The organism is Chloroflexota bacterium (genome assembly GCA_020161265.1).
In the GTDB taxonomy this organism is placed as follows: Bacteria; Chloroflexota; Chloroflexia; order Chloroflexales; family Herpetosiphonaceae; genus Herpetosiphon.
Genome location: JAIUOC010000007.1, coordinates 340951 through 363680, shown reverse-complemented (window position 1 = coordinate 363680; position 22730 = coordinate 340951). Strand labels below are relative to the sequence as shown.

The 22730-nt window shown below is 51.0% G+C and carries 22 protein-coding genes; 6 read left to right on the top strand and 16 right to left on the bottom strand.

The window, feature by feature from the left end:
• Positions 1-62: 62 nt before the first annotated feature.
• On the top strand, positions 63-635 hold the full coding sequence (locus tag LCH85_17530; GenBank protein ID MCA0353798.1) for a hypothetical protein: 573 nt from the start codon (positions 63-65) through the stop codon (positions 633-635).
• 100 nt (positions 636-735) lie between these two features.
• Here LCH85_17530 and LCH85_17525 read toward each other — a convergent pair whose 3' ends face one another.
• Positions 736-1551, bottom strand: a complete 816-nt coding sequence (locus tag LCH85_17525; GenBank protein MCA0353797.1) for a TIGR02452 family protein — start codon at positions 1549-1551, stop codon at positions 736-738.
• On the bottom strand, positions 1548-2330 hold the full coding sequence (locus tag LCH85_17520; protein ID MCA0353796.1) for a GNAT family N-acetyltransferase: 783 nt from the start codon (positions 2328-2330) through the stop codon (positions 1548-1550). The genes LCH85_17525 and LCH85_17520 overlap by 4 nt, the downstream gene beginning before the upstream one ends.
• A 167-nt stretch (positions 2331-2497) precedes the next feature.
• Between LCH85_17520 and LCH85_17515 the strand changes: the two genes are divergently transcribed.
• Together LCH85_17515 and lon are read left to right on the top strand one after the other, a co-directional pair.
• Positions 2498-2950, top strand: a complete 453-nt coding sequence (locus LCH85_17515) for an Hsp20/alpha crystallin family protein (protein MCA0353795.1) — start codon at positions 2498-2500, stop codon at positions 2948-2950.
• Positions 2951-2979: 29 nt separating this feature from the next.
• Positions 2980-5427, top strand: a complete 2448-nt coding sequence (gene lon, locus LCH85_17510; GenBank protein MCA0353794.1) for an endopeptidase La — start codon at positions 2980-2982, stop codon at positions 5425-5427.
• Positions 5428-5482: 55 nt separating this feature from the next.
• Here lon and LCH85_17505 read toward each other — a convergent pair whose 3' ends face one another.
• From LCH85_17505 to LCH85_17475, 7 genes are all read right to left on the bottom strand, one after another.
• Positions 5483-5866 carry an STAS domain-containing protein gene (locus LCH85_17505; protein MCA0353793.1) on the bottom strand — a complete coding sequence of 128 codons (384 nt, stop codon included), beginning with the start codon at positions 5864-5866 and terminating at the stop codon, positions 5483-5485.
• A 30-nt stretch (positions 5867-5896) separates the two neighbouring features.
• Positions 5897-6361, bottom strand: a complete 465-nt coding sequence (locus LCH85_17500) for an ATP-binding protein (protein ID MCA0353792.1) — start codon at positions 6359-6361, stop codon at positions 5897-5899.
• Between the two features lie 10 nt (positions 6362-6371).
• Positions 6372-6836, bottom strand: a complete 465-nt coding sequence (locus LCH85_17495) for an ATP-binding protein (protein ID MCA0353791.1) — start codon at positions 6834-6836, stop codon at positions 6372-6374.
• 192 nt (positions 6837-7028) lie between these two features.
• Positions 7029-7571 (bottom strand): YaeQ family protein, encoded by a 543-nt coding sequence (locus LCH85_17490; GenBank protein ID MCA0353790.1) that lies wholly within the window; start codon positions 7569-7571, stop codon positions 7029-7031.
• 12 nt (positions 7572-7583) lie between these two features.
• Positions 7584-9113 (bottom strand): hypothetical protein, encoded by a 1530-nt coding sequence (locus LCH85_17485; protein ID MCA0353789.1) that lies wholly within the window; start codon positions 9111-9113, stop codon positions 7584-7586.
• A gap of 149 nt (positions 9114-9262) precedes the next feature.
• Entirely contained in the window at positions 9263-13447 is a 4185-nt protein-coding gene (locus tag LCH85_17480) for a hypothetical protein (protein MCA0353788.1), read from the bottom strand.
• Positions 13448-13870: 423 nt separating this feature from the next.
• Positions 13871-15391: a glycoside hydrolase family 26 protein gene (locus tag LCH85_17475; GenBank protein ID MCA0353787.1), complete on the bottom strand. Its 1521-nt coding sequence runs from the start codon at positions 15389-15391 to the stop codon at positions 13871-13873.
• A 364-nt stretch (positions 15392-15755) separates the two neighbouring features.
• On the opposite strand from LCH85_17475, the gene LCH85_17470 reads away from it, so the two are divergent.
• Together LCH85_17470 and LCH85_17465 are read left to right on the top strand one after the other, a co-directional pair.
• Positions 15756-16637, top strand: coding sequence for a deoxyribonuclease IV (locus LCH85_17470; protein ID MCA0353786.1), 882 nt, complete (start codon positions 15756-15758; stop codon positions 16635-16637).
• The gene (locus LCH85_17465) at positions 16638-17153 is read left to right on the top strand and encodes a DUF5679 domain-containing protein (protein ID MCA0353785.1); all 516 of its coding nucleotides are present in this window, start codon (positions 16638-16640) and stop codon (positions 17151-17153) included. It abuts the gene before it with no gap.
• A 58-nt stretch (positions 17154-17211) separates the two neighbouring features.
• On the opposite strand, the gene LCH85_17460 is transcribed toward LCH85_17465, so the two are convergent.
• The 6 genes from LCH85_17460 to LCH85_17435 form a co-directional block, all read right to left on the bottom strand.
• Positions 17212-17421 (bottom strand): type II toxin-antitoxin system HicB family antitoxin, encoded by a 210-nt coding sequence (locus LCH85_17460; GenBank protein MCA0353784.1) that lies wholly within the window; start codon positions 17419-17421, stop codon positions 17212-17214.
• A gap of 228 nt (positions 17422-17649) precedes the next feature.
• Positions 17650-18207 carry an MOSC domain-containing protein gene (locus LCH85_17455; GenBank protein ID MCA0353783.1) on the bottom strand — a complete coding sequence of 186 codons (558 nt, stop codon included), beginning with the start codon at positions 18205-18207 and terminating at the stop codon, positions 17650-17652.
• A gap of 98 nt (positions 18208-18305) precedes the next feature.
• Positions 18306-18617, bottom strand: coding sequence for a hypothetical protein (locus LCH85_17450; protein MCA0353782.1), 312 nt, complete (start codon positions 18615-18617; stop codon positions 18306-18308).
• Positions 18618-18683: 66 nt separating this feature from the next.
• Positions 18684-19373, bottom strand: a complete 690-nt coding sequence (gene phoU, locus LCH85_17445; GenBank protein ID MCA0353781.1) for a phosphate signaling complex protein PhoU — start codon at positions 19371-19373, stop codon at positions 18684-18686.
• A 48-nt stretch (positions 19374-19421) separates the two neighbouring features.
• Positions 19422-20090 carry a phosphate signaling complex protein PhoU gene (gene phoU / locus LCH85_17440; protein ID MCA0353780.1) on the bottom strand — a complete coding sequence of 223 codons (669 nt, stop codon included), beginning with the start codon at positions 20088-20090 and terminating at the stop codon, positions 19422-19424.
• 130 nt (positions 20091-20220) lie between these two features.
• The gene (locus LCH85_17435) at positions 20221-21012 is read right to left on the bottom strand and encodes a formylglycine-generating enzyme family protein (protein MCA0353779.1); all 792 of its coding nucleotides are present in this window, start codon (positions 21010-21012) and stop codon (positions 20221-20223) included.
• A 66-nt stretch (positions 21013-21078) separates the two neighbouring features.
• Here LCH85_17435 and LCH85_17430 point away from each other — a divergent pair, with 66 nt between their 5' ends.
• Positions 21079-21765: a ComEA family DNA-binding protein gene (locus tag LCH85_17430; GenBank protein MCA0353778.1), complete on the top strand. Its 687-nt coding sequence runs from the start codon at positions 21079-21081 to the stop codon at positions 21763-21765.
• 41 nt (positions 21766-21806) lie between these two features.
• Here LCH85_17430 and LCH85_17425 read toward each other — a convergent pair whose 3' ends face one another.
• Positions 21807-22691, bottom strand: a complete 885-nt coding sequence (locus LCH85_17425; GenBank protein MCA0353777.1) for an intradiol ring-cleavage dioxygenase — start codon at positions 22689-22691, stop codon at positions 21807-21809.
• Positions 22692-22730: the final 39 nt, after the last annotated feature.

Here is a 22730-nt window from a genome sequence, read left to right as displayed (position 1 = left end):
CTCATTGATTGTGAGGAGAAGGTTGAGTGTCCAGCTAGGTTTTGTTGAGTAAAGGAGGGCATGTGCATCGCTTTGCGCGATCAGCCCCATTAGTGGTGGAAGAATTTGCTGATCCTGGGATCGATCACCGCGAGGGTGAACCATTAAGCTTAGGCAGTGCCTATTTAATGTTGGGAATGGTTGCTGCCGATGAATGCCCGCCGGAAATCCTGAATGTGCTCGATCAACTGAACCCTGAAAAATGGTATCATGGCCAGCTGTTTGAAACCATGATTAACTATTTTGAGAATCGTGATCCGGCCTTGATGATGGAAATTGGCCGTGGCATTTATTATTCGCTTGCAGTTCAGTTTCATGAAATGGGCTTAAAGACTCCAACTTCGATGTTGGTGGCCATGCCCGATGTTTGGCGCACCGCAACCCGTGGCTCAAGCGGTGAATGGCGCACAACGATTGTCGCGGCCTATCATGCGCGGGTCGAAGTTCAACAACCGTACAATTGTATGTTCGAGCAGGCGGCGATGGAAGGGGTTTTGCAAGGTTTAGGGGCACGTGATGTGCGAATCACTCACCAACCCTGTATGCGTGATGGCCATCCCTATTGTGTGTTTGATATTCGCTGGACGGAACTTTAAACAAATGCCCTTGGTTGAGTCGTTTGATGCTTGCCTGTTGCGCGTTTGGCGTAACCACCTTGCTCGCTCCTCATCGAATTGCTCAAACCAAGGGCATTTTTTAGGCTTGTAAAATATCGGCAAATAGTGCGACGGTGGCACGGCGCGGGCTTGGGTCGTAAATTGCAAAATCAATTTGGGTAAACGGCCAGGTTTGTTGCCCGATAACCGCTTTGAACAACTTGGCAATCATTGCTGGATCATTGCCAAAGACCCCGCAGCCCCAAGCCCCCAAAATGAGGCGTTCGATTGGTTGGCTGGCGCAAAATGCTAGTAACCGTTGCATGCGTTGGCGCATGGCTGGCTCAACCTCGCTACTTTGGCCGGTATGGTTTTGGCGAATCGCCCCCGCATTGACCGCCGCCATCGTCACCACATCGACCAAATATGGTTGCTCAAGCCAATTGCCTGCATCGTCGCAGAGCACTGGCACTTGGGGCGACCAAATCAGCGCGTCGGAATACAGTAGATTATTTTGCTGCTTGTGAAAGCGGTAAAACTCACTACAACGAGTTAAACATGGATACAAGCCCGACGAACGGGCGATGCTTTCCTCTTGGGCTTGGCTACCACCTAAAAAACCACCACCTGGATTTTTGGCCGAAGCAAAATTTAAGATTGCCACCCGTTGACCAGTTTGGGCATGGCTTTGGGCTGCTGCTAAAGTTGTGGCAGCATACACGCTAATGCTTGGTTGTTGGTTGGCGTTGCGGGCCGCCGCCAAGGCTGTATCAGGCCAGATGATCGTGCTGGCTTGTTCGGCGGCATGTTGGGCAGCCCGAATATCAGCCGCTTGACCTGCCGAGTTAACATAACCACCCTCGGCTAGCGCATCGAGGGTGCGTTGGGCAATAATTTTACGTTCTTCGCGTTTCATCGTAACCGTGCGGTTCCTTCCCAAAAACTGCCAACTTGACGATAGCCAAGCGGCTCATAGATTTGGCGGGTGGCAAAATCGTTGCTTTTGACATCGTGAATCAGGCTAGTACAGCCTTGATCAAACAAACTTTGGGTTAGTTTGGCGATGATCGTGCGCACATAGCCATTGCCGCGCAAGGCTGGATCGGTATAGACATTGCCAATCGTCGCCAGCTGATCCCGCTGATTGATCAGATGGGTTCCGCCAACCGCAACGAGCGCCCCATGCCGTCGCACGCAATAGTATAAGCCGTTATGCAACTGATCAGGGCTAAATGTGGGTACATCATTCATGGTATAAAAAGCCGAAAGCTCGCCCAAATGTTGATCTTCAAGCTGCTCGATTTGCGTGCCATTGGGCTGATCGTGAAGTTGACCAGCTTCAATCGCAATCCGAATCATTGGTTGTTCGTTGCTAAAGCGATAACGTTGGCCTAACACTTGACGATACTGATCGTCCATATTCGCCACAATGCAGGCTTTGGGCCACTCGCTTTTGGATTCTAAGATCGTTTTTATGCCTTGAGCATCACCAAAAGGCAACAATGCAGTAAAGGTGCTAGCACGATACCAGAGCAAAATCGCCCAGTTTGAGCCATTTTGGGCCAAACTGAATTGTGAGCGTTCGCGGAAGGGTGGTTGTAAATCTCCCAATGCATAGGCTGATTCAAGGCGATTTTGGCGCAGTAATTCGTGCAAGGTGTGGTCTGAAGGTGTGAAATCAACCTGCCAAGTCATGAAAATGCCTGTCCTTTGTGTGCGATAAAGGTCTGCCGCTGCATAAATTATAGACCTTCACGATGGGATTACAAGATTAACACTTTACCAACGCAGCGTCACTACGCTGTTAATGGAGTAGTGCTATGCTTTTTCTAGCAGTTTTTTTTAGTGGAGGTTCAAATTCGATGGCTAAGTTTCTTGTGGTGCGCCAATTGCCGCGCCTCCACACCCAAGGCAGCGCCTTTGAACGCGATTGGCAAACTCCATGGCCGCGGAGCAGCAACGCCCGTGCCTTGATTTGGCGACCACATGCTGATGTCCATGAGTATGCCGAGCAATTTGTAATTAAGGTCGAGTTGGCAGGCATGCGCGATGCAGCAATCGAAGTGACCTTGCACGATAGTGTCTTGTATGTTAGTGGCCAGCGTGAAGAGCATTGCCCCAACCATGGCGTGCATATTCACGAATTGGGAATTAACTATGGTCATTTTGAGCTAGAGTTTGCCATCCGTGCGCCAATTGACGAAGCAGCGATTAGCGCTCGTTATGATGATGGAATGTTGCTGATCGCGCTGCCCAAGCGTCATCCAGCCCAAACCGAACCACGGCGGATCTCGATTGAACAAACCAACGTCTAAATTACATTGGTGCTAACAAGGGGTTTTGTATGTCAGAAGTTGAACGAACGACCACGATTCCAGATGAAATCGCGATTTTGCCGTTATTGGGAACTGTCGCCTATCCCCAAACGATTATGCCATTGGCCATTGGTCAGCCTGAGTCGATCCGTTTGATTGACGATCTGATGGCTGGTCAAAGGATTGTGGGTTTGATGGCGTTGAAAAATGAAGATGAACGGCCTAGCCCTGTCCAGCCCGATGATTTTTATCAATTGGGCAGTGCTGCGGTTGTGCATAAATTAATGAAATTGCCCGATGGCACGCTGCGAGTGGCGATGCAGGTGCTTGAACGCATTGAGATTGTGGAAATTATTCAAACCGAACCCTATTATCGCGCCAAAATTCGGGTTGTGCCCGATGCACTGGCTGAGAACGAGCAGCTTGAAGTAACCGCGTTGATGCGTTCGATTGGCACGATTGCCAGCCAAATTGCCCCCTTGATTCCGCAATTTCCAACTGAATTGCTGAATTCGGTGTTGAGTGAAGAAGATCCACGGCGTTTGGCCTATTTGGTGGCTTCGTATGCCCGCATGAGCGTAACCGATCGTCAAGCGGTGCTGGCTGAACCAAGCATCAAGCAAAAATTGCTCAAATTGAACGAAGTGCTGACCCGCGAATTAAATGTGTTGCAAATTGGCCAGCAAATTCAATCGCAGGTGCAAGATGAAATGAGTAAATCGCAGCGCGAATATGTGTTGCGTGAACAACTCAAAGCAATTCGCAAGGAGTTGGGCGAAAATAATGAACAAGAGGTTGAGGTTGATCGTTTAGCCGAGCAAATTGAGGCGGCTGGCATGAGCACCGAGGCTTATCAGCAAGCCATGCGCGAGCTTGATCGGTTGCGCCAAATGCCGACGGCTGCTGCCGAATATAGCGTGATTCGCGGCTACTTGGAAACCCTGATTGCTTTGCCATGGCAAAAACGCAGCGACGACACGATTGATGTGGCGCAGGCTACCGAAGTTCTCGATGCTGATCATTATGGATTGGACGAAATCAAAGAGCGGATTTTGGATTATTTAGCGGTGCGCGAGCTACGCCGCAAACGCTCGCCGGAGCGTGATCCTGGGCGTGGGGCGATTCTCTGTTTCGTTGGCCCTCCAGGTGTGGGCAAAACCAGCCTTGGCCGCTCGATTGCCAAAGCCATGAATCGCGAGTTTGTGCGTTTGTCGTTGGGTGGGGTGCACGACGAGGCTGAAATTCGCGGCCATCGCCGCACCTACATCGGCGCAATGCCTGGCAGTTTGATCCAAGCGATTCGGCGGAGTGGCGTGAATAATCCGGTTGTTTTGCTCGACGAAATCGATAAATTGAGTTCAGATCATCGTGGCGACCCAACCTCGGCCATGCTTGAGGTGCTTGATCCAGCCCAAAATACCAATTTCCGCGATCATTATTTAGATGTGGCGTGGGATTTATCGCCGGTGATGTTTATTGCGACCGCCAATACCTTACAAACCATCCCAGCGCCATTACGCGATCGCTTGGAGATTATTCAGCTTGGTAGCTATACCATGCGTGAAAAGTATGAAATTGCCAGCCGTTATTTGGTGCCCGAACAACGTGAGCAACATAGCCTAGCGCCAAATGAGGTAGAAATTGATCATGAAGCCTTATTGGTGGCGATTGAAGAATACACTCGTGAAGCTGGAGTGCGGAACTTGGAGCAACAAATTGGCACATTGATGCGCAAGGCAGCCCGCCAAGTTGCGCTTGGTTCAGCTACACCAATTGTGCTCGACCCAGCTAAAACTCGCGAATATTTGGGCAAACGTCGTTACTTCTCGGAGATTCACGAGCGTACCGATCGACCTGGGATTGTTACAGGCTTGGTTTGGACTCCAGTTGGCGGCGATATCATCTTCATCGAAGCGACCAAAATGAGCGGACGCGGCAACTTTGCCTTGAGTGGTCAGCTTGGCGATGTGATGAAAGAATCGGCACGGGCAGCGCTGAGTTGGGTGCGGGCTGAAGGCGAAGCCTATGGCATCGATCCGAATTTTGCCCAGCATTACGATTTGCATGTGCATGTTCCGGCTGGTGCTCAGCCCAAAGATGGCCCATCGGCGGGGATTGCCATGGCGACTGCCTTGGTTTCGCTCTTGACTGGTCGGGTATTACGCGACGATGTGGCGATGACGGGCGAAATTACCTTGCGCGGTAAAGTCTTGCCAATTGGTGGGGTGCGCGAAAAAGTTTTGGCAGCCCATCGCGCTGGCATTCGCACGATTATTTTGCCGCAGCGCAATCTGGCCGATTTGGATGAGATTCCAGCGGATGTGTTGGCTGAGGTGCAATTCCATGGCGTGGAGCATGTAGGGCAAGTGATTGAACTAGCTTTGCGAGCTGAAGCAAGCGAAGCACCAGTCAGCGTGCCTGAATCAGCGGTGATGCCAAACTTATTCCAATCAGATGTTGAAGTGCTGGTGCATTAAACACAAACAGCGCCGTTGGAGTAATTCCAACGGCGCTGTACTTTGAGAATCTGAATTACTGTGCCGATTCGACGGCAGCTTGTTGATGGCGTTGCATGGCCGCGATAGCTTCCTCTTCGGTGGCGAAGATATCGGCATATTGGGCGAGGCCGACCATGCGGAAAATCTTTTGGAAGTGCGGGCTAAGGCCGCTAATTGCCAGCTTTTGAGCTTGACGATTGACCTCAGTTACAACCCCGATTAAAATAGCAATCCCCGCGCTGTTGATATAATCGCTTTGGCGCGAGTTGATAATAATATACTTAGCGCCCTCTTTGGTAACGCCTTCGTATGCCCCCGTAATGGCCTCTTCGGCAAATGTGGTTACATCACCTTCGAGGTCAATAATCCAAATCCCGTCGCGTTGACGGGTCGTAACTTTCAATTCATCGTCAATCATAGGTCCAAAACTCCTTGACCAAGGATCGCGCTAGGCTGAGGCTGATCCATGCCGTCGTGGTGGATTATACATTGCTAATCGAAAACGATTACCTTGTCCGGGACGCGACGGTAGAAAGCCGCACTCATCAACAAGCTGTTCAATGAGCATTAAGCCCATCCCTCGCGCCGATGCCAGCCCAGCAAGTTTTTGCTCGATGGTTGCTGCTTCGATCTCTTGGGAGGGGTGAAAACGAAGACCTTCATCGCTAATAACCAGCACCAGCCGATTGCGAGAAATCGTGCAGGTGATATGAATTCGGCGTTGGACTTGGCGCTGATTGCCATGCTCGATGGCGTTGATACAGGCCTCGCTTAGTGCCGTGCGTAAATCCTCAACGCGCTCTGGGTCAAACCCCATATTCCGTGCGAGCGTACCAATTGCTTCACGGGCGATTTTTTCATAGCCAAGCTGGCTGGGAAATATCAGTTCGATGGTGGCTTGGGTTTGCGCCATGTTCTTCAACTCAACGATCTAGGTGGATAACCATCCGTAATTTATTGCCACCTGATGGAGCGACCGAAAACTGGACTTCATCCATCAGTTCTTTAATTAACCAGATTCCCCAACCACCTTTATCGTCGCTATGCAATACTTGGTGGATGTCGGGTGTACGCTCAGTGATGGTATGATCAAGCAGCTTGCGCCCTTGATCAGCCACATCAACAATCAACCCGTCATCGCTGCCAGTAAAGACCACCACGACTTTCATTGCTGAATCGTGTTGATTGCCATGTTCAATTGCATTCGTCACTGCTTCGCTGACCGCAGTGCGGAGCGATTCAACGCGATCATGAGAGAAGCCCATCCGTTTCGCCATCGCACTGGCGGTATCCATGGCGACTTTCTCGTACCCCAGCCGACTTGGCAAGTGGAGTTCAATCACCCGTTCTTCATCGCCACTAGGGGCCATGTGTTGTGGATTGGACATTTGGAAACCTCACGTCGCTCGCAATGACGGTGCTAGCCCTCACTATACCATAGGCGAATAAGCCTATGCAAGCTTGACTTTTGCAGGCGTTTAAGCCTGCATCGAGCCAGCAACTTGGGCGAATGCTAAGCCTCTGCCGAGTATAACAAAGGTTGTTGGCTGCTTCAAGCCCTACACTTCTAATTATTGAGCCTAGTTGCTAATCCGATGTTCCTCAATTTGGCTGTTCAGGCTTTGTCCAGCTATTTCAATATAAAGTTGTTGCTCGGTCAGCGAAATTCCTAAATCGCAGCGCCGTTCGATCAGGTTGGCAACGTTTTCAATAAAACGCCGATCAAAGGCATAGACTGGAATTTGCTCGGCTTGAAAGATGGTTTTGCCGCTGAAATTGCCCAGCACTTGGGCTACATCGCGATGGGTGTATACCGCCGCTCGTCCGGCACGTTTGCTGCCACGATGCAAGCGCTCGGCATCAGGCGCACCAACCTCAAACCAGCCAGTCACTTGCCCAGTCAAATCGCGAATCCACACCGCTGGTTCGTCGCCAGCCGCTACGCCTTGGGTGAAGGCGATGCCATCGCTGTATTCTAAGCAATAAGCCAAAATTCGCATCAACATATATTCGGCTGATTCAGATGGTTGGCGGGCTACTCGCAGTTCTAATTGCTCATAAACATTGCGATCAACATTGGCTAAATCAACATTAATCGTGTAAATCGTTGCACTAAGCGCCATGAATGCTCCTCGTTAATTGATTTTTTGATACATTGCTAGCTCAAATGGGTTGCCATTGCTATTGACTCCATGATACTGCTTGAGCAAGCGAAATTGTGCTGGGTTTTCCAGCAAGCTACGCGGCGTTTGCCATTGCAGCGTCCACGAAAAGCGTGAATCCCAGACCATAATGCTGCCCACTGGAGCTTGTTCAACCGCTGTTGGCGTAATCGATTGGTAACGGCTTGGATCATATGGATCGATGCCTGTACCATAGGCAAACCAGGGAATTGCCGCTAGCACCAACTTTTCGCGATACTCACTTTGCACAAACCATTGTGTCGCGTTGAGCACTTGCTGGTCGCTATCCTGAATGCTGAATGGCTGTACGCGGATGAATAATCCCAGTAGCCCAATCAATACACTTGCTCCAGCCAACCGTTGTTGCCATATCGCTTTGATATTGGGCAGCATAAGCAAGGCCACCAAGCCGATGCTCAACAAGCTATCGTAAAGGATGATTCCACGGGTTGTCCAGCGAATCCAAGTCATCCCTAGGAGGCCAATCATCACCAAGATCAATGCGCCGCGAATGCTCCAACGCTGCCATGATTGATGAATTGGTTGACGTAATGCTTGCAATCCATAGGCGCTGAATGTGCCAATAATCGGGGCTAAAATCGCTAAATGGCGATCATAGCCGGCAATTTGGGTTGCTGGAATTTTCCAATAGCTGATTGCCAGAATTGCAATATAGCCAACCGTCCACCAGTGCAGCGTGTTCCAGCGCATACGCAAAAAACCATAGACTGCGAGGGCAAACGGCACGCTGCCAAAAGCCACTGGCAAGCGCGTGATGTAATGCCACCATGGGCCAGTGCCATAAAATGCAACACTGCCGCCTTTTTGAAACAATACTCGATCAAGCGGAAACAGGAGGTTGGTCCAATCAGCGAGGCGCACTGCCCAAAAACCATTCCAGATCAGCATCGGCAAAGCCATCAGGCCAAGCTGCCAGTAGCGCCGCTCTTTGATCAGACTAAAGCCAAAGAAGATTAACAAGGGGAGCGTTTCATAGCGGGCTAGCGGAATCAAGCCTGCGAACAAGGCCATTGTATTCCAGCCTTGGCGACGTTGAGCCAACAACGCTGCTGCCAAGTAGGCGGCGCAGGGCAATTCAGTTAATGCGGCAAAGCTCAAGCGGGCAAATTCTGGCTGAATGCCTGTAAAAATTGCCGCCAGCCAATACCACTCAACTGCCAATTCTGCTGCTAAATAAGCGGCTAAGCCACAGATAATTGCCGCAAGTATGGCACTTTGCATGTGTACAGCGGCCAAGCCAAATTGGCTAATTAAAGCGTAGGGGATGGTAAAACCTGGCCGACCCCAAACATCGAGCAATAACTCAGGGTGCTTGAAACTCCACCGCGCAATTAATAAATGCTGAATTGAATCATCGCTATAGGTGCTACTAGAGCGCAATCCATAGCTAATAAAAATGCCTAGCAGCAGGCCACAACTAAGCCAGAGCCAGCGATTTGAGCGCCGTAAAAATCCAACCACCACAAAATTCCTCGTTGGGTAACTCGAACCTGTGGCAGTATACCAAAAAGCCAGCAGCCCACGATCAAACCTGATCATGGGCTGTACGATTAATCTGGGGTAAGCATGTCCATTTGGTAAAAATGGCTCTAATTATGCGTTTTCCGCGTTTAGCGACATTGGCGGGTGACGCTTGTCTTCCACGGGATGGTGATAGTGGTGCTTCCTGATTGTACATAAAGCGGGCCATTGATAGGGGTAATTAGCGGGTATGTTCCAGCTACTCCGTCGCGCGCTGCCGGAAGAATAATCCCGTTTTCGCTGAGTCCTTGATTTGCCCATCCCCACCCGATCCGTATATGGAAGGGGTTGGGATTGCGAAGCAGCCAGCCGCGCCGGGTGTTTGTCTTACACCATGCTACGCCAGTCATTGGTTGTGGCGTGGGTGGCTCAACGGTGGGTGTCGTTGGTGGATGCACTTGGAATGCCTCTCCGAGTGCGGACAAATAGGCTACACATGTGCTATCAATACGCTGATGATGCGCTTGGATGATGCTCACAAACGAGACGAAATTCCCTTGGGTGATCGCATGCAGCACGGCAATCTGGGTTCGATCATGCGGGATACAAGTTCGAACGGTGCTGTTCAGGGTTTCGACCGACATGCCTACAAGTGGCTGCGCTTTGAGTACGGTTCCCGTGCTCCGATCCCAGAGCTGGATGATACCGTTCGAAGTTATCAGGGCGATCTGGGTCTGGTCGGTATTCCACGCCCCATCGGTGATCGCCGGCATTCCTACTGGCAGATCGAGGTCAGTTATCGGTAGTACCTGTCCGGTTGGGCTGATCGATTGAATACAGGCATGGAATCCATCGGCGGCAATACCAATGCTGAGCATATGCGTCGTAGCATCGTTCAGGATGCTGCTGATATCAGTTCCGGCGCTGCACGGTAGCACACTACCGAGCGACTGCCCTGCATTCTGGATGCTCCAATGTTGCCCTCCAGCGGTGATGAGGGACTGGCCGTCGTGGCTCCAGGCAAGTGTTCCTTGCGGTGACCAGCCAAGCGGAATGCGCTGCTGAAGCAGTCCATCGGCATCCCAGATGAAGATCTGGTGGCTATCACTGCCTGCAAGCAGGTTTTCTTCAGGATTCCAGGCGATGGCGCGAATCCGATCGGTTCCGGTGTAGGTGATGGTCGATTCGACTCGCCATGATTCGGTATTCCAAATGAGCAGCTGTGGATCATGGCTCACAGTAGCCAGTTGGGTATCATTGGGATTCCATGCCACTTTGGTTGGCATACTGCGCATCCCGGTGAGTTCACCGATCAGCGCACCGGTCTGATCACGAATCGTCACCTGTTGGGCGGCCTCGGCGATGGCAATGGCGGTTCCGGTATGGTTCCACTCCAGATCGGTAACCCCGCTGATCGTTGGCCATGTGACGACTTGAGTGAGGGTCGGGTCGGTTATCCGCACCCCAAAGGCTCCGCCGATGGCGATTTGCTGGGTTTGGGTGTTCCAATCAAGCGAGGGAGCGATATTAACCTGATCGACAATGGGCGGAGCCTTTACCGTAGTTGATGGCTGTTCAACCTTGAGCGGTTCGTTGACCGGGGTTGCAGCACTATCCATGGAAGTGGTGGTGGTTTGAGGAGCAGGCGATGTCATGGTCATGGAATAACTGGAAATCCAAAAATCGGTGGCGGTATGTGAGATGCGATAATTGAATGGGCGTGGGCCAGCAATTTCACCAGTTCCAGGCAGCGAGAAGCGATCCATCACATAGGGCACATAGGCATAGTTACCGCCATTATTCATCCAAGGCTGATAGGTTGGATGCAGATTCTCGCCACGCCAGGCATTCGGCGTGAATTGTTGTGGCCCCCAGCCAACAACGATCGCGATATGGAGATCGAGATCAACATCCTCAGTTCGTTCTACCACGGTAATCGCGATATCGCCCGGTTTGATCATTCGCCATTGCATCAAGGGATCACTGACTGGCGTTTTATCTTGAGGCGCAGGAACAATTTCTGCAATGGGTATCCCCGGATTCACCGTATCATTCCACCACCAGCCCCAGGAAATCTGATAGGGGTCTGTTTCATCGTTAGGGGTATCGTACATTCGCTCATTATTAAGGTGGGGATAGACCCGAATGCCCTCAAACTGGACGATCTGTGTATAATAGCGTTCGGACTCCATGGTGTCAACGCGGACTAAGGGGTTTGGAACGGGCGCATAATAGTTTTCATTGGCTAAGGCATGGCGGTTATAGCCAATCGCCCCATAATAGAGGTTGCCAAGCGCGGAGAGCACCCCTGGCGAATGAATATTTGCCGCGAAGGACTGAACATTAAAATAGCCCATGGCCCGAAAGAGTGATCCGACGAACGTGCCACACGGGCCATCGTTACGACCCGTATGGATAATACTCGTCGGTGCACACTTATAGCGTGGGGCAGGGACATTATAGCCTGGTGTAAATTTGGTTGTGTGCGCACGATCATCCATGTCGGGATAAACGGTATCCCCAAAGGCACACCAGTTGGTTAGCGTTCGGGAAAAATAGGCAGCATAGTTGAGTAAGATGAGGCTTTCACGCCAATGGGGATCGTTGCCTAACGCCGTAAATCGCACAATGGGGATGGTCGGCGCGGTCGGATTATAGAATGCTCCACGTTTGGTGAAGGCGCAGGGAACAACGACGTGGCCCGGGGGAACCGTATGAAACGTCATGCTGGTTGGGTAATCTTTTACGCCAATGCTATAGTCGGGAAAGGGCGTTAACCGGATGTATTTATCTGTGGTGGATGCAAAGAGTTCTGGTTGGGATGCTACCCCATTCGGGCCAAACGGCTGTCTGCGGGTTTTCAGATATGCTTGCAGGTTGGCGCATGCTTCGCGCCCTCCTGGTGGAACAACCCCGGGCCGATCGGGTACGCCTGCATCAAGACAAACTCCAGTCGAATGGAGCCGTAGGGCATGACTTGAATTGCTACTCTGGAGGATGACCCGCAAGCCTGTCGGTTTGATGGCTGTGGGAATATCCATCTCATTGAGTGGGATGCGGATCTTAAATCTCCCATCCTGATCCGACGTATCGAGAACGCTGAGCACCTGGCTGCCGGAGATGAGCCGATTGCCAACCTTGAGGTCAAAGCTAACATGCAATTGATCGGTCGCGTTTGGAGCGTTGCCTGCCTGATCCGTCCAGGTAAATTCGAGGGGAATGGCGCGAATCGGGCGGTGTTGCTGAATCAGACGGCGTAAGCGCTGATCGATCAGATCGGTTGGGGCAAGGATTGGCATACCATGGTTGATAATCCCCCGTGATATCCCAAGCCGCCCAGCCACACTGATCCAACTTTGGCCTTCTAATGGCCATGAAGCACCGCTCGGATACGGATCAGGGATAAACCCTTGGGCGGCCTCACGGGCACGCACGAAATCATAGGTAGCGCACGATAGATCCCACTGATCGACAAAAAACCAATTGCCAATATCATGGGTCGAGAGGATGGTTCCTGTCCCTGCGACGAGGCCAACCCATGCGCGACCATCGCTGAGACCAAGGGTTTCGGAGAGGTTGAGGGTTGTGGTGAGGAACGGGGTGATCATATCATCAATGTAGACCTGCAAGACACCCGTTGGCGCATGCTCCTCGACGAGATAGCTGATCCGTGCGGTATGAAATCCGTCCCTCAACTTATTGCTATCGGGCAGCATCCGAGTTCCTAAGTTTGCACCAGCGACATGATAAGAATGCAATACTCCTGTTTTACCGGTAAGAATACCAACATGATTTCCATTCGGATCACGCGCTTGCTTACATGGACGGGGATTGCTATTCGAGTAGGTGTCGAACTCAACGGCCAGTCCACGGGCGATCGACCCATATCCCAATTCACAGCCGCTCGTGCCAACGGTGGCGATCCCGCGTGGATCATTGTGGATAACGAAGGCTAATCCATCGGCCTGCTCCGTTGATGATGGTGCTTTTGTAATCTGAAAATCAAAGGTGGTATCAAACCCATCACTGACCTGCTGTTTCGTTCGATACCACATTGATCCGGCCTGTGCAGGGGTGATATCATTGGTAAGTCGAATAACCCCTTCTTCGGAAACCAGCGATGCACTGCCAGCAAGGGCAAGGGTGGATGTCGTGGCGTTGGTGAATTCTTTGTAGAGAAATTGGTTGGGCGGGAGCGGCTGAGTTTGGAGCTTTGTGGAAACGATAGGCTCCTGCCTCGCAGATACTGAGGCAAGGGTGAGCAGAATACCGACGGCTGGAATGAGCCAAGCGAGGGTGCGGATCACGGTGCTCAACGTCCGGTTGTGGATCATGCAGACTCCTTTCTATGGTTTGGATGAATACACCCCATAGTAGGGTGGGAGGCTACGATCATGCGCCGAAGGAGGATGAGCGCGACATAGAGCGGCATGATGTGGTGTGGTTGGCGTAGCGCAGGTGATACGACGTGCAATCGTTGATCGTTTCGGCGATTTTTACTGATTCTTCATGTGAGAAAACGGTCAATCGGTATGTAGTTGGAGAGCGCCAAGGCGGTTTTGGCATGGCGGTTGGGGCAAGTTTTGATGAGGCATAGTATTCCGCAAAGAGATCTAAAACTTCTGTGATATAGGCCTGAGAACTGGCGCTTCAGTTGATTCGTGGCGGCAGCCGCGTCGTACATGCACACGTAGCCTGCTGCCGCCATTTCGTGTTAGGGCCGTTTTCACCAAATGGCCATAGTACCCGAATCTGGGTTATTGCAAGGTGACATAATCGAGGTAGATTGCGCTAGTGCCGCTGCTATTAGTGGGCGAACTAAAACTAACCCCAATTTCGTTGACGCTCCCAAGATTGGCAATGCCACTCAAGTTGAGAGTTAATGTGGTTGTGCCCCCACTATTAATTGTGACGGCTCCGCCGTCGTACCAAGCCCAGCTTGAGCCAACCTTGATATAGAGTTTGGCGCTTATTCCGCTGCCAACATTGCCCCAAGCGGCATGGCGCACGCGAGCTTGGAGTTGGCTTTTGCCACTAAAATTGTGGGCTTGAGTTAATTTCAAATCGTAACTCCGATTGCCCAAACTCACATCGGCTTTGAGGCTAGAGCTACCATTGGCGGCCCATTCGTTGACCGACCATGGCCCGGCATTGACATTGGCGGCGCTCCAGCCTTGGGTGCTGCCCTCGAAATTATAGAGCGTTGAACCACTACTGATAGGCGTAGCGGTTGGGTTGGTTCCACTACTACTCAAACTCCCATTCAGATATTGGCTGATGCGGCTGCGATTGACGGTTTTACTATGTTGATAAACGCTTTGAATTTTGCTATCGCTATTGCGATAAAACATATCGGTATGCCAAGTCATAAAAAAGGCAAACGGTGCATTGTTCAATGCTGCTGGATCAAGCATATAATCGACTTCGGTCAAGGCTCGTAACTTGCTGCTGTCGAAACGAGCTAAATCAGTGTACCAACTGCTATAGTCAGCCGAGCTATTGTTATAAATATCGTGGCCAAGAATATCGACCTTGCCACTTGGATACCAATCAGTACCGACTCCCTTGGTTCCTGCCGACCAAACCCAGATCAAATTGTGCAAGCCACGGCTGTTGGTCAGATAATCCCAGAGGTCATTCCACAAACGCTTGTAATTAGTTGAGCCAGTTTTATCCCACCAAAACCAGCCACCGCCCGCCTCGTGATAAGGCCGCCACAAGACTGGCACGCTAGCATTTTCCAGTTTTTGCAAATCGTCAGCGATGTTGCTACGCCAAGTGAGGTAGCGGTTACGCTCAGTTGTACCATCAACAAACATATTATTGATATTGACTTGTACAAACATATCATCATGATTGCTGCCTTGGCTGCCGTAGGGTGTCCAGTGCTGGCTAATAGTTGGCAGCACTTTGGCGTTATTCCAATCGCTAATCATGGCATCGATCATCCATTGAGCATCGTTGGCGTAAGCTCCACCGAAGGGGAAATCCCAGCCCCGCAAACCGGGATATTGGCGTGGATTTGTGCGATTGTAGATGGCGTTGGACATTTCATCTTTGCGCGAGGAATCCCAATGCACTTCTTGCTGGCCGCTGATGATGTATTGGCCTTGGTATTGGGCCATGCGATTAATCACGTTTTGGGCGTAGCTAGCAATTGCTGGGTCGGCGGCGGCGTAGGCGGTGGTTGCACCGCTCGTTGGGCTTGTAGGGATTGTACTGATCAGCAAGGCCAACATGCCAAGCAGCAGCAATGGAACCCGTTGAACTTGGGACATGACCAAATCTCCGTTGATTAAGACAGCACAGCATAGCGCTATCGTGATAAGTGCCAAAGGAACGTTCCAAGCCAAAGCTTAATAGTACTTAATAAAATGTCAACTATTTTTCAATAAAAACCTTTAGGAAATATTAATATGTTCAAATGTTAGAAGCTGGGAAATTGCCCAAAATACAGCAATTGCAACTGATTTCATAGAATAACGATCTAGAATTTTAGTAAATCGCTAGCTGATGTTTTTGTTGAATTAATGTCTGCATTACAAAATGAAAATTGTCATGAACTATTACCCACGCCTAATCTCAACAACGGCTTGAAAGTGCTATAATTGCAGGCGACACTTGTTTGGAGCGAGAAACCCCATGCCCAATTTAGGAGCGCATGTTTCAACCGTTGGTGGGTTGCAGACCGCCTTTGAGCGAGCGCAAGCCACGACCTGTCATGTGATTCAAATTTTTACCAAAAGCCAACGCCAATGGAATGCCAAACCGCTGACTGCCGCCGATTGTGCCAATTTTCAAGCGGCCCATCGTGACGCTGGCATGCCACCATTGATTGCCCACGATTCGTATCTGATCAACTTGGGCAGCCCCGACGATGGCTTATGGGAAAAATCGATTGCAGCCTTTCGCGTTGAGCTAGAGCGTTGTCAGCAATTGGGAGTTGGCTCGTTGGTGACCCATCCTGGGGCGCATGTTGGCTCAGGCGAGGCCGCTGGCCTTGATCGGGTTGGTGCAGCCTTGCGGCGTTTGCTGGCCGAAGATATTGGCGGCGAAACCCAGATTTTGCTCGAAATTACTGCTGGACAAGGCACGGCCTTAGGCCATAGTTTTGAGCATTTGGCTCGCTTGATCGAGCTGTGCGACGGTCATCCACGGCTTGGAATTTGCTTTGATACCTGCCATGGCTTAGCCGCTGGCTACGATTTTCGCACTCCTGAAGGCTACCAAACCACCTTCGATCATTTTGATCGCTTAATTGGGATCGATCGGCTGCGGGCGTTTCATCTTAACGATTCGAAAAACGATCTTGGCAGTCGGGTTGATCGGCATACCCATATTGGTGAGGGATTTGTGGGCTTAGCAGGGTTTGAACTCATTATGAACGATCCTCGCTTTCAAACGATTCCGATGGCTTTAGAGACTCCCAAAGAACCCGATGAAAGCGCAGATATTCGCAATTTGGCAACGCTACGCGGTTTGCGCCGTGCTAGCGTTAGTGCATCACCACAAAGCGAGGTATAAATGGGAAACCAACCAAAAAGCAAACGCAAGTTGTGGGTATCGTTATTGTTGGGCTTAGCCGCTGTGGTGGTGATTGTGCGGCGCAAGCTGCATCCGATCGATTCGGCTCCAATTTTGCCCCCACCCCCACCGCCGCCATCTGATCCGCCGCGAATTGTGCTGCCAACCGATATTTTAACCACCGAAGTTGCCACTAGCGCTCCCGAATTGGAAGCTGAGCCAGAAGCAGTGGTCGTTGAAGATGAAGCACCATTGTTGGAACTTGAGGTTGGTGGGAGTGGCACGGCTGCGCCTGAAACCGAGCAACCCGCAGCAGAAGCTGTGGTTGAAGCCGAAGCGCCAGCCGATGATGATGACGACGATGATGAACTGCGCAGCTATTGCGTTTCCTGTCGTGCTAAGCAACCGATGATCGATGCCCATGAAGAATTGACTGAAAATGGCCGTCGCGCCTTACGCGGAACCTGTGAAGTCTGTGGCGCTGGGATGTTCCGGTTTCTGCCCAATAAAGATTAATCGTTGAATCGATTTTAGCAACCCCCAGCTAGCAATAGGCTTCTGGGGGTTGTTACTATTAATTGTTCGCTTCAGGCGCAAATTCAATATAATCAACCAATGTTGTTGAAGGCGGAATTGGCTCGCCTTCCAAATGCATAACGATCGCCTCTTGCAAACGCTGCTTAACTTCTTCAGGCGTTTCACCAGTTGCAACACAGCCTAAAACGTCGAGTATATAACCCGAATAATTATTTGGAGCCTTTTCGATCACAATTGCATAGCGCATCAATCGATCTCCTTAGCTGAGGTTTGATAAGTATTGATCGATTGCTGCTTGGAATGATCGGCCTAAAGTTGGAATTGCTAAAACTACAAACGGCCCAGTTGGGCCGCTTGTAGGAGAGAAGAGTGTGTGTGAGGAGGAAGGATTTGACCATAGTATCCTGCGCCAAGTTTACCCTCAACCTAACGATTCTTCGCACCCATAGTCCTATTTCAGGCTATACCACATGGGTTAGATCTTACGGACTTGATCCCCTTGGCGGATTGTGCCAGGCTGAACTACCCGCGCATTGATTCCACGTAAATGCAATTCTTTGCCGACGGCTGAATTGACGAACTTAATTGCATCTTGGCCATAGCGTTGGGCGAATTTTTTGCAGCCATTATGTGGTTGATCGGTCACTTCGATAATCGCCTCGCCGATGGTTAGGCGTGTGCCTGCTGGCAAGTTTGCATCGCTCAAATCGAGATCGATAAACAATTGATCGCCAGCCCATTGCCAACGCTCTTGGTCAGGCGCGAGCAAGCCAATCGAGCGCACATTCATAATGTTCAGCTGCATATCGGGGTGCGAGCTACCGTCGTCAGTTCGCGAACTGCCGCGCATTTTCCAATTATCGCCGACCAAGCCCTCGACCAGATCAAGCTGGCCTTCGCTGAGCACTTCGCGTTGCTCGGTGGCTGGACGACGCACGATTAGCTGCAAGACCCCTTGATCCTTGGGTGCTTGACGAATGTGATCCAACCCTGCCTCAAGGGTCTCCATGGGAACATACTCAAGATCGATCATGGCATCCTACCTCATCGTAAACAAAAAACGAGCCTCCAAGTTGGAGACTCGTTGCGCCAACTGTGGCGCTTTATTATGCCATGGCTTGGGTCACGACGCTAGCGAAATTTGAGTAGGTTGCCCAATTTTATGCCGTGCGCTTGCAGCCGCTTGCCAACATTGCCCAATGTCCAAGCAATTGGGGCGATTGCGGCCAGCGCTAAGCCAATCCACAAGCTGAATGACCATGTTTCAAGCAAGGCTGCTCGCCAAACCAACAAACCACCCAAGGCGGATAGACCTGTCCAAGCGCCGAGCAACCAAAGCATGCTGGCACGGCCTTGCATGGCTCCGCGTAAGGTTGCCACGGCGACCCAACCAAAACCTAGCAAACCTAAAAATCCCAGCCACGCTAACAATGTCCAAATCATACATCCTCCAATGCCAACGAATTGCAATCCGAGGATACTACGCTGAGCATGCCATGATGTTCCAACTTAATGGTTAAGCACCACAACTTTGCCAGTAATCAGATATTCAATTTGTTCAGCCAAGTTGGTGACTCGATCGCCCAAGCGTTCAAGATTGTGAGCCAACGTTAGCAGGTGAATCGTGGCAGCAGCCATATCGGGGTTGGTGGTCGAAACCTTGACCGTGGCCTCGAACATCTCACGATACAAATGATCGATCACATCATCCAGTTCGGTTACGCGGTCGGCAAAACTGCGATCGTTTTGGCGCAAGGCCTCTAAACCAGCATGCAAAATTTCGCTGGTGCGCTGACCCAATTCGCTAATCAGGCGCGGAATTGGCTGGGGCATGGCTGAAACGCTGACAAAATTGGGCGTGGCAGCGATCCGTTCTTGCAGTTTGCAGATTGTTGCGGCATAGTCGCCCATACGCTCTAGCTCTGGCAGCAGGCTGAGCACCACACTCACTAAGCGTAAATCACGGGCCAACGGCTGTTGGGTGGCGATGATCAACAGGGCTTGATCATGCAAGCGTTGAACTTCGTGATTGATCGTTTGATCGTTTTGCACGACCTTACGCACCGCTGCTTGATCGTATAGTTTGATTGATTGAAGTGCTTCGCTTAGCGCTGCTTCAACCATTGTTCCAACCCGAAAAACCCCATCGTGCAACTCAGTGAGTTGTTCATCAAATATGTGACGGTGAGACACGCCCATAAAAAACCTCCAACAGAGAATCTGCCAACCTACTAAAAGCGTTCTTGATTATGCCCGTTGTTCATTCAGGTCGGCCATATGCCCTGTTGCCATAAAGACAACCCGTTCTCCAATATTGGTAGCGCGGTCGGCGATCCGTTCGAGATTATGCACAACGTAAAGTAGACGGGTGGCTTGTTCGACGGTGCTAGCATCAGCAATCATCACTTCGAGAATTTCGCGCTGCACCCGATCGGTCTGAGTATCAATTTCGTCATCGGCTGCGCTCAGCGTTTTTGCCAAATCAACATCTTTGCGAGTGTAGCACTCCAAGGCTGTGCGCAGCATCAACTGGGCTTTGCTGGTCATCGATGGAACCTCAGCTTGGGGCTTGAGAGCGGGAGTTTGGCCTTGGCGAATCGCAATTTTGGCGATGCCCTCAGCATAATCGCCAACCCGCTCAAGCTCGCTGGCAATCGTAATAATTGCGCTGACCAAGCGTAAATCGCGTGCCACCAACGGCTGCTGGGTGGCAAACAACAAAAGTGCTTTTTCTTCTAAAGCATATTGCGCCCGATCAATTAAATCATCGCTGCGAATAACTTCCTGCGCCATTGCCTCATCGTGGTTGGTTAAAGCCTGAATTGATTGGCCAATTGCGGTTTCGACCAACGCGCCCATGCGTAACAAGTCATCATTCAATGACCGAAGCTGCTGTTCATAATGTTCCCGTGACATACCATCCTCCGATGCGCTAGGAAGGCTACGCCTGCTCGATATGCTAGTTGGATGCTAGATTAGCTACCCGTGAATAGCCTGCGATTATACCACGCTTTTGGCTTTTTTTTCGATTGAATTGAGCCAGCATTTAATCGCTATCTAGCAAGCTATAGGCCAGCCGAAAGCCCAATAAATGAGTTGAACGCTCAGGATGCAAGCGAAAACGACAGGTATTGCGGGCAAAATGGCCAGGGTTGCCCCAACAACCACCACGCATAATCCGCCGTCGATCAGCCTCTGGCGCTGGTTGGCGAGCCTCGCGGCCATCATCAGCACGATAGGGATACGATTTTTGCAGCGAACTTGTCCATTCCCAAATATTGCCTGCCAGATCGTAAACCCCAAATGGACTAGCCGCTTGGGGATAACTACCAACCGGAGCTAAGCCGCCGCGCATGCTTTCTTTGATATTCATCATTGTTGGATCGGCCTGATCGCCCCAAGGATAGATCCGCGTATCGTCGCCACGGGCAGCGCGTTCCCACTCGGCTTCGCTGGGCAATCGCAAAGCCAAATTAACTTCGCGGCTGAGCCAATCGCAACATGCTACCGCTTCATCCCAAGTTACATCAACCACTGGATAGTCGGCTAATTCGGCAGGTGGTTGCGAACCATGCCAAACAATCGGCGCACGCTGGCCAGAATGTTTGATCCATTCGGCATACAGGGCGTTGGTTATCGGAACTTGAGCCATGGCAAAGGCGGCAATTTCGACTGGATGCTGGGGCGCTTCTTCCGCATACGACTCGCGTGTGCCACCAAAACGTTTAGCCAAATCGCTTAATTGCTCGTTCGGCGTGCCCATTAGCACGATGCCCCGTGGAATTGGGCAAAACTTGGGCAAGAGATCACGAATTTGCTTCAATTGGGCTTCCTTCATGCCAAAAAATGCTCGTTTGTGGCTCTAAAGATACCAGATTTTGCATACTGATCGAAAGGAGTTTGTATGTTGCAACAGATTCGTTGGCAATGGCTGGTGGGTTTGGCAGTCGCTGCCGTATTGGGCTGGAATCTTTGGCAATCGACGGCCAGCGCTGGCTCGGAAAGTGAGCAGGCCTTGAGCTTGTGGCCAACCACCAGCCCAACTGCTGAGCCAACTCTCGAATCGATAACCCCAACCTTGGAGTTGACCCCAACTCTCGCCGTGGCCGAAGCGACCCCAACCTTGGCACTGCTAGCAGCTTATATCAGTGGGGCGGTTGCCAAGCCTGGAGTCTACGATTTGCCGCTTGGTGCACGAATTGATGATTTGGTTCAGGCGGCTGGGGGCTTGCATTCCGAGGCTGATTCACAGGCCTTGAATTTAGCGGCTTATTTGCAAGATGCCCAGCATGTGCATGTGCCAGTGGTTGGCGAAACGCTTGCGCCGACAACTCAGCCAACTGTTGAACCACAGGCTATCGCGGTGGCTACAGCAATTGCCACAACAAGCCAACCTACATTGATTAACATTAACACTGCGAGTGCTGCCGAACTAGAAAGCCTGCCCAAAATTGGCCAAGCAATTGCCCAGCGAATTGTGGCCTATCGTGAGGAAAATGGCCCATTTGCAAATATTGAGGCGCTGCAAGAGGTCAAGGGAATTGGGGCAAGCACTTTTGCTGAAATTGAGCCATTTATTACGATTGAATAAGTGTTGCTTGCCCCAAGGTGATTGAAGCAAGCAACAAACGCTTAATTTTCGGCAGTCGTGGCCCAAGGCAAAAACACTTGGTCGGTCACTGCGACGCTTGGTCCAGCTACGCCAACGCTTAATTTGGCGGTATAGCCAGTGCTTGTGTTGCCCGTCACCGCGGCAATTTGTAACACGCCATCATCATTGCCAAATACATTATCGGTTTCGATATCGAGTTGGGCTAAATTTTGCACGCTAGCGCTATAGCCTGTGGTGGCATAAACCTCGTTGCAACTTGCTTCGGGCAAGGCCAATTGCGAGGTATGCACAATATTGCTGGGGCCAGTCGCCAACGCTAGCGAAGGATAAACCTCAAAATGGATATGCGGCCAGCGCCCAGCATAACAACCTGGGAAAATCGTTGTGAAGGTCACTTTGCCGTTGCTATCCGAGGCTTGCACACCACGCAAATAATCTTCGTTGGTGATCCCACTGCTATACATCGAATATTTACCATCGTTGGTGCAATGCCAAATGTACACAGCATAACCAGCCAATGGAGCACAATTGGCATTGATATTGACCAAACTTAATTCAACTGTACAGGGCATGCCAGCCGCCACATTGCTGGTATTGAGGCTTGGCCGAATATCGTTGCGGACAATCCCTGAGCGGGTGAGCACATTCAGATTTTGGCTTGAAGCTGTTGAGCCATCAGCAGGATATGGCCCAGCCGTTTCACTAGGAATTTGCACACACGCATTAATCAGATCGGTTTCGGCTTGGGCCAGTTGGGGTGATTGTTTAGCTTGATAGCCTGCCAGCAACATACCAATGCCAACAGCGCCCATTTTGAGCACACGGCGGCGGTCGGTTGGCTTGCGCATCCACATCGCTAAATCGGCTTTTAATCCTAAATCAAACAAATCATCGGTTTGGCTCATACACTGTGCTCCTTATTCAACCTAGTAATAAGTCTAAGC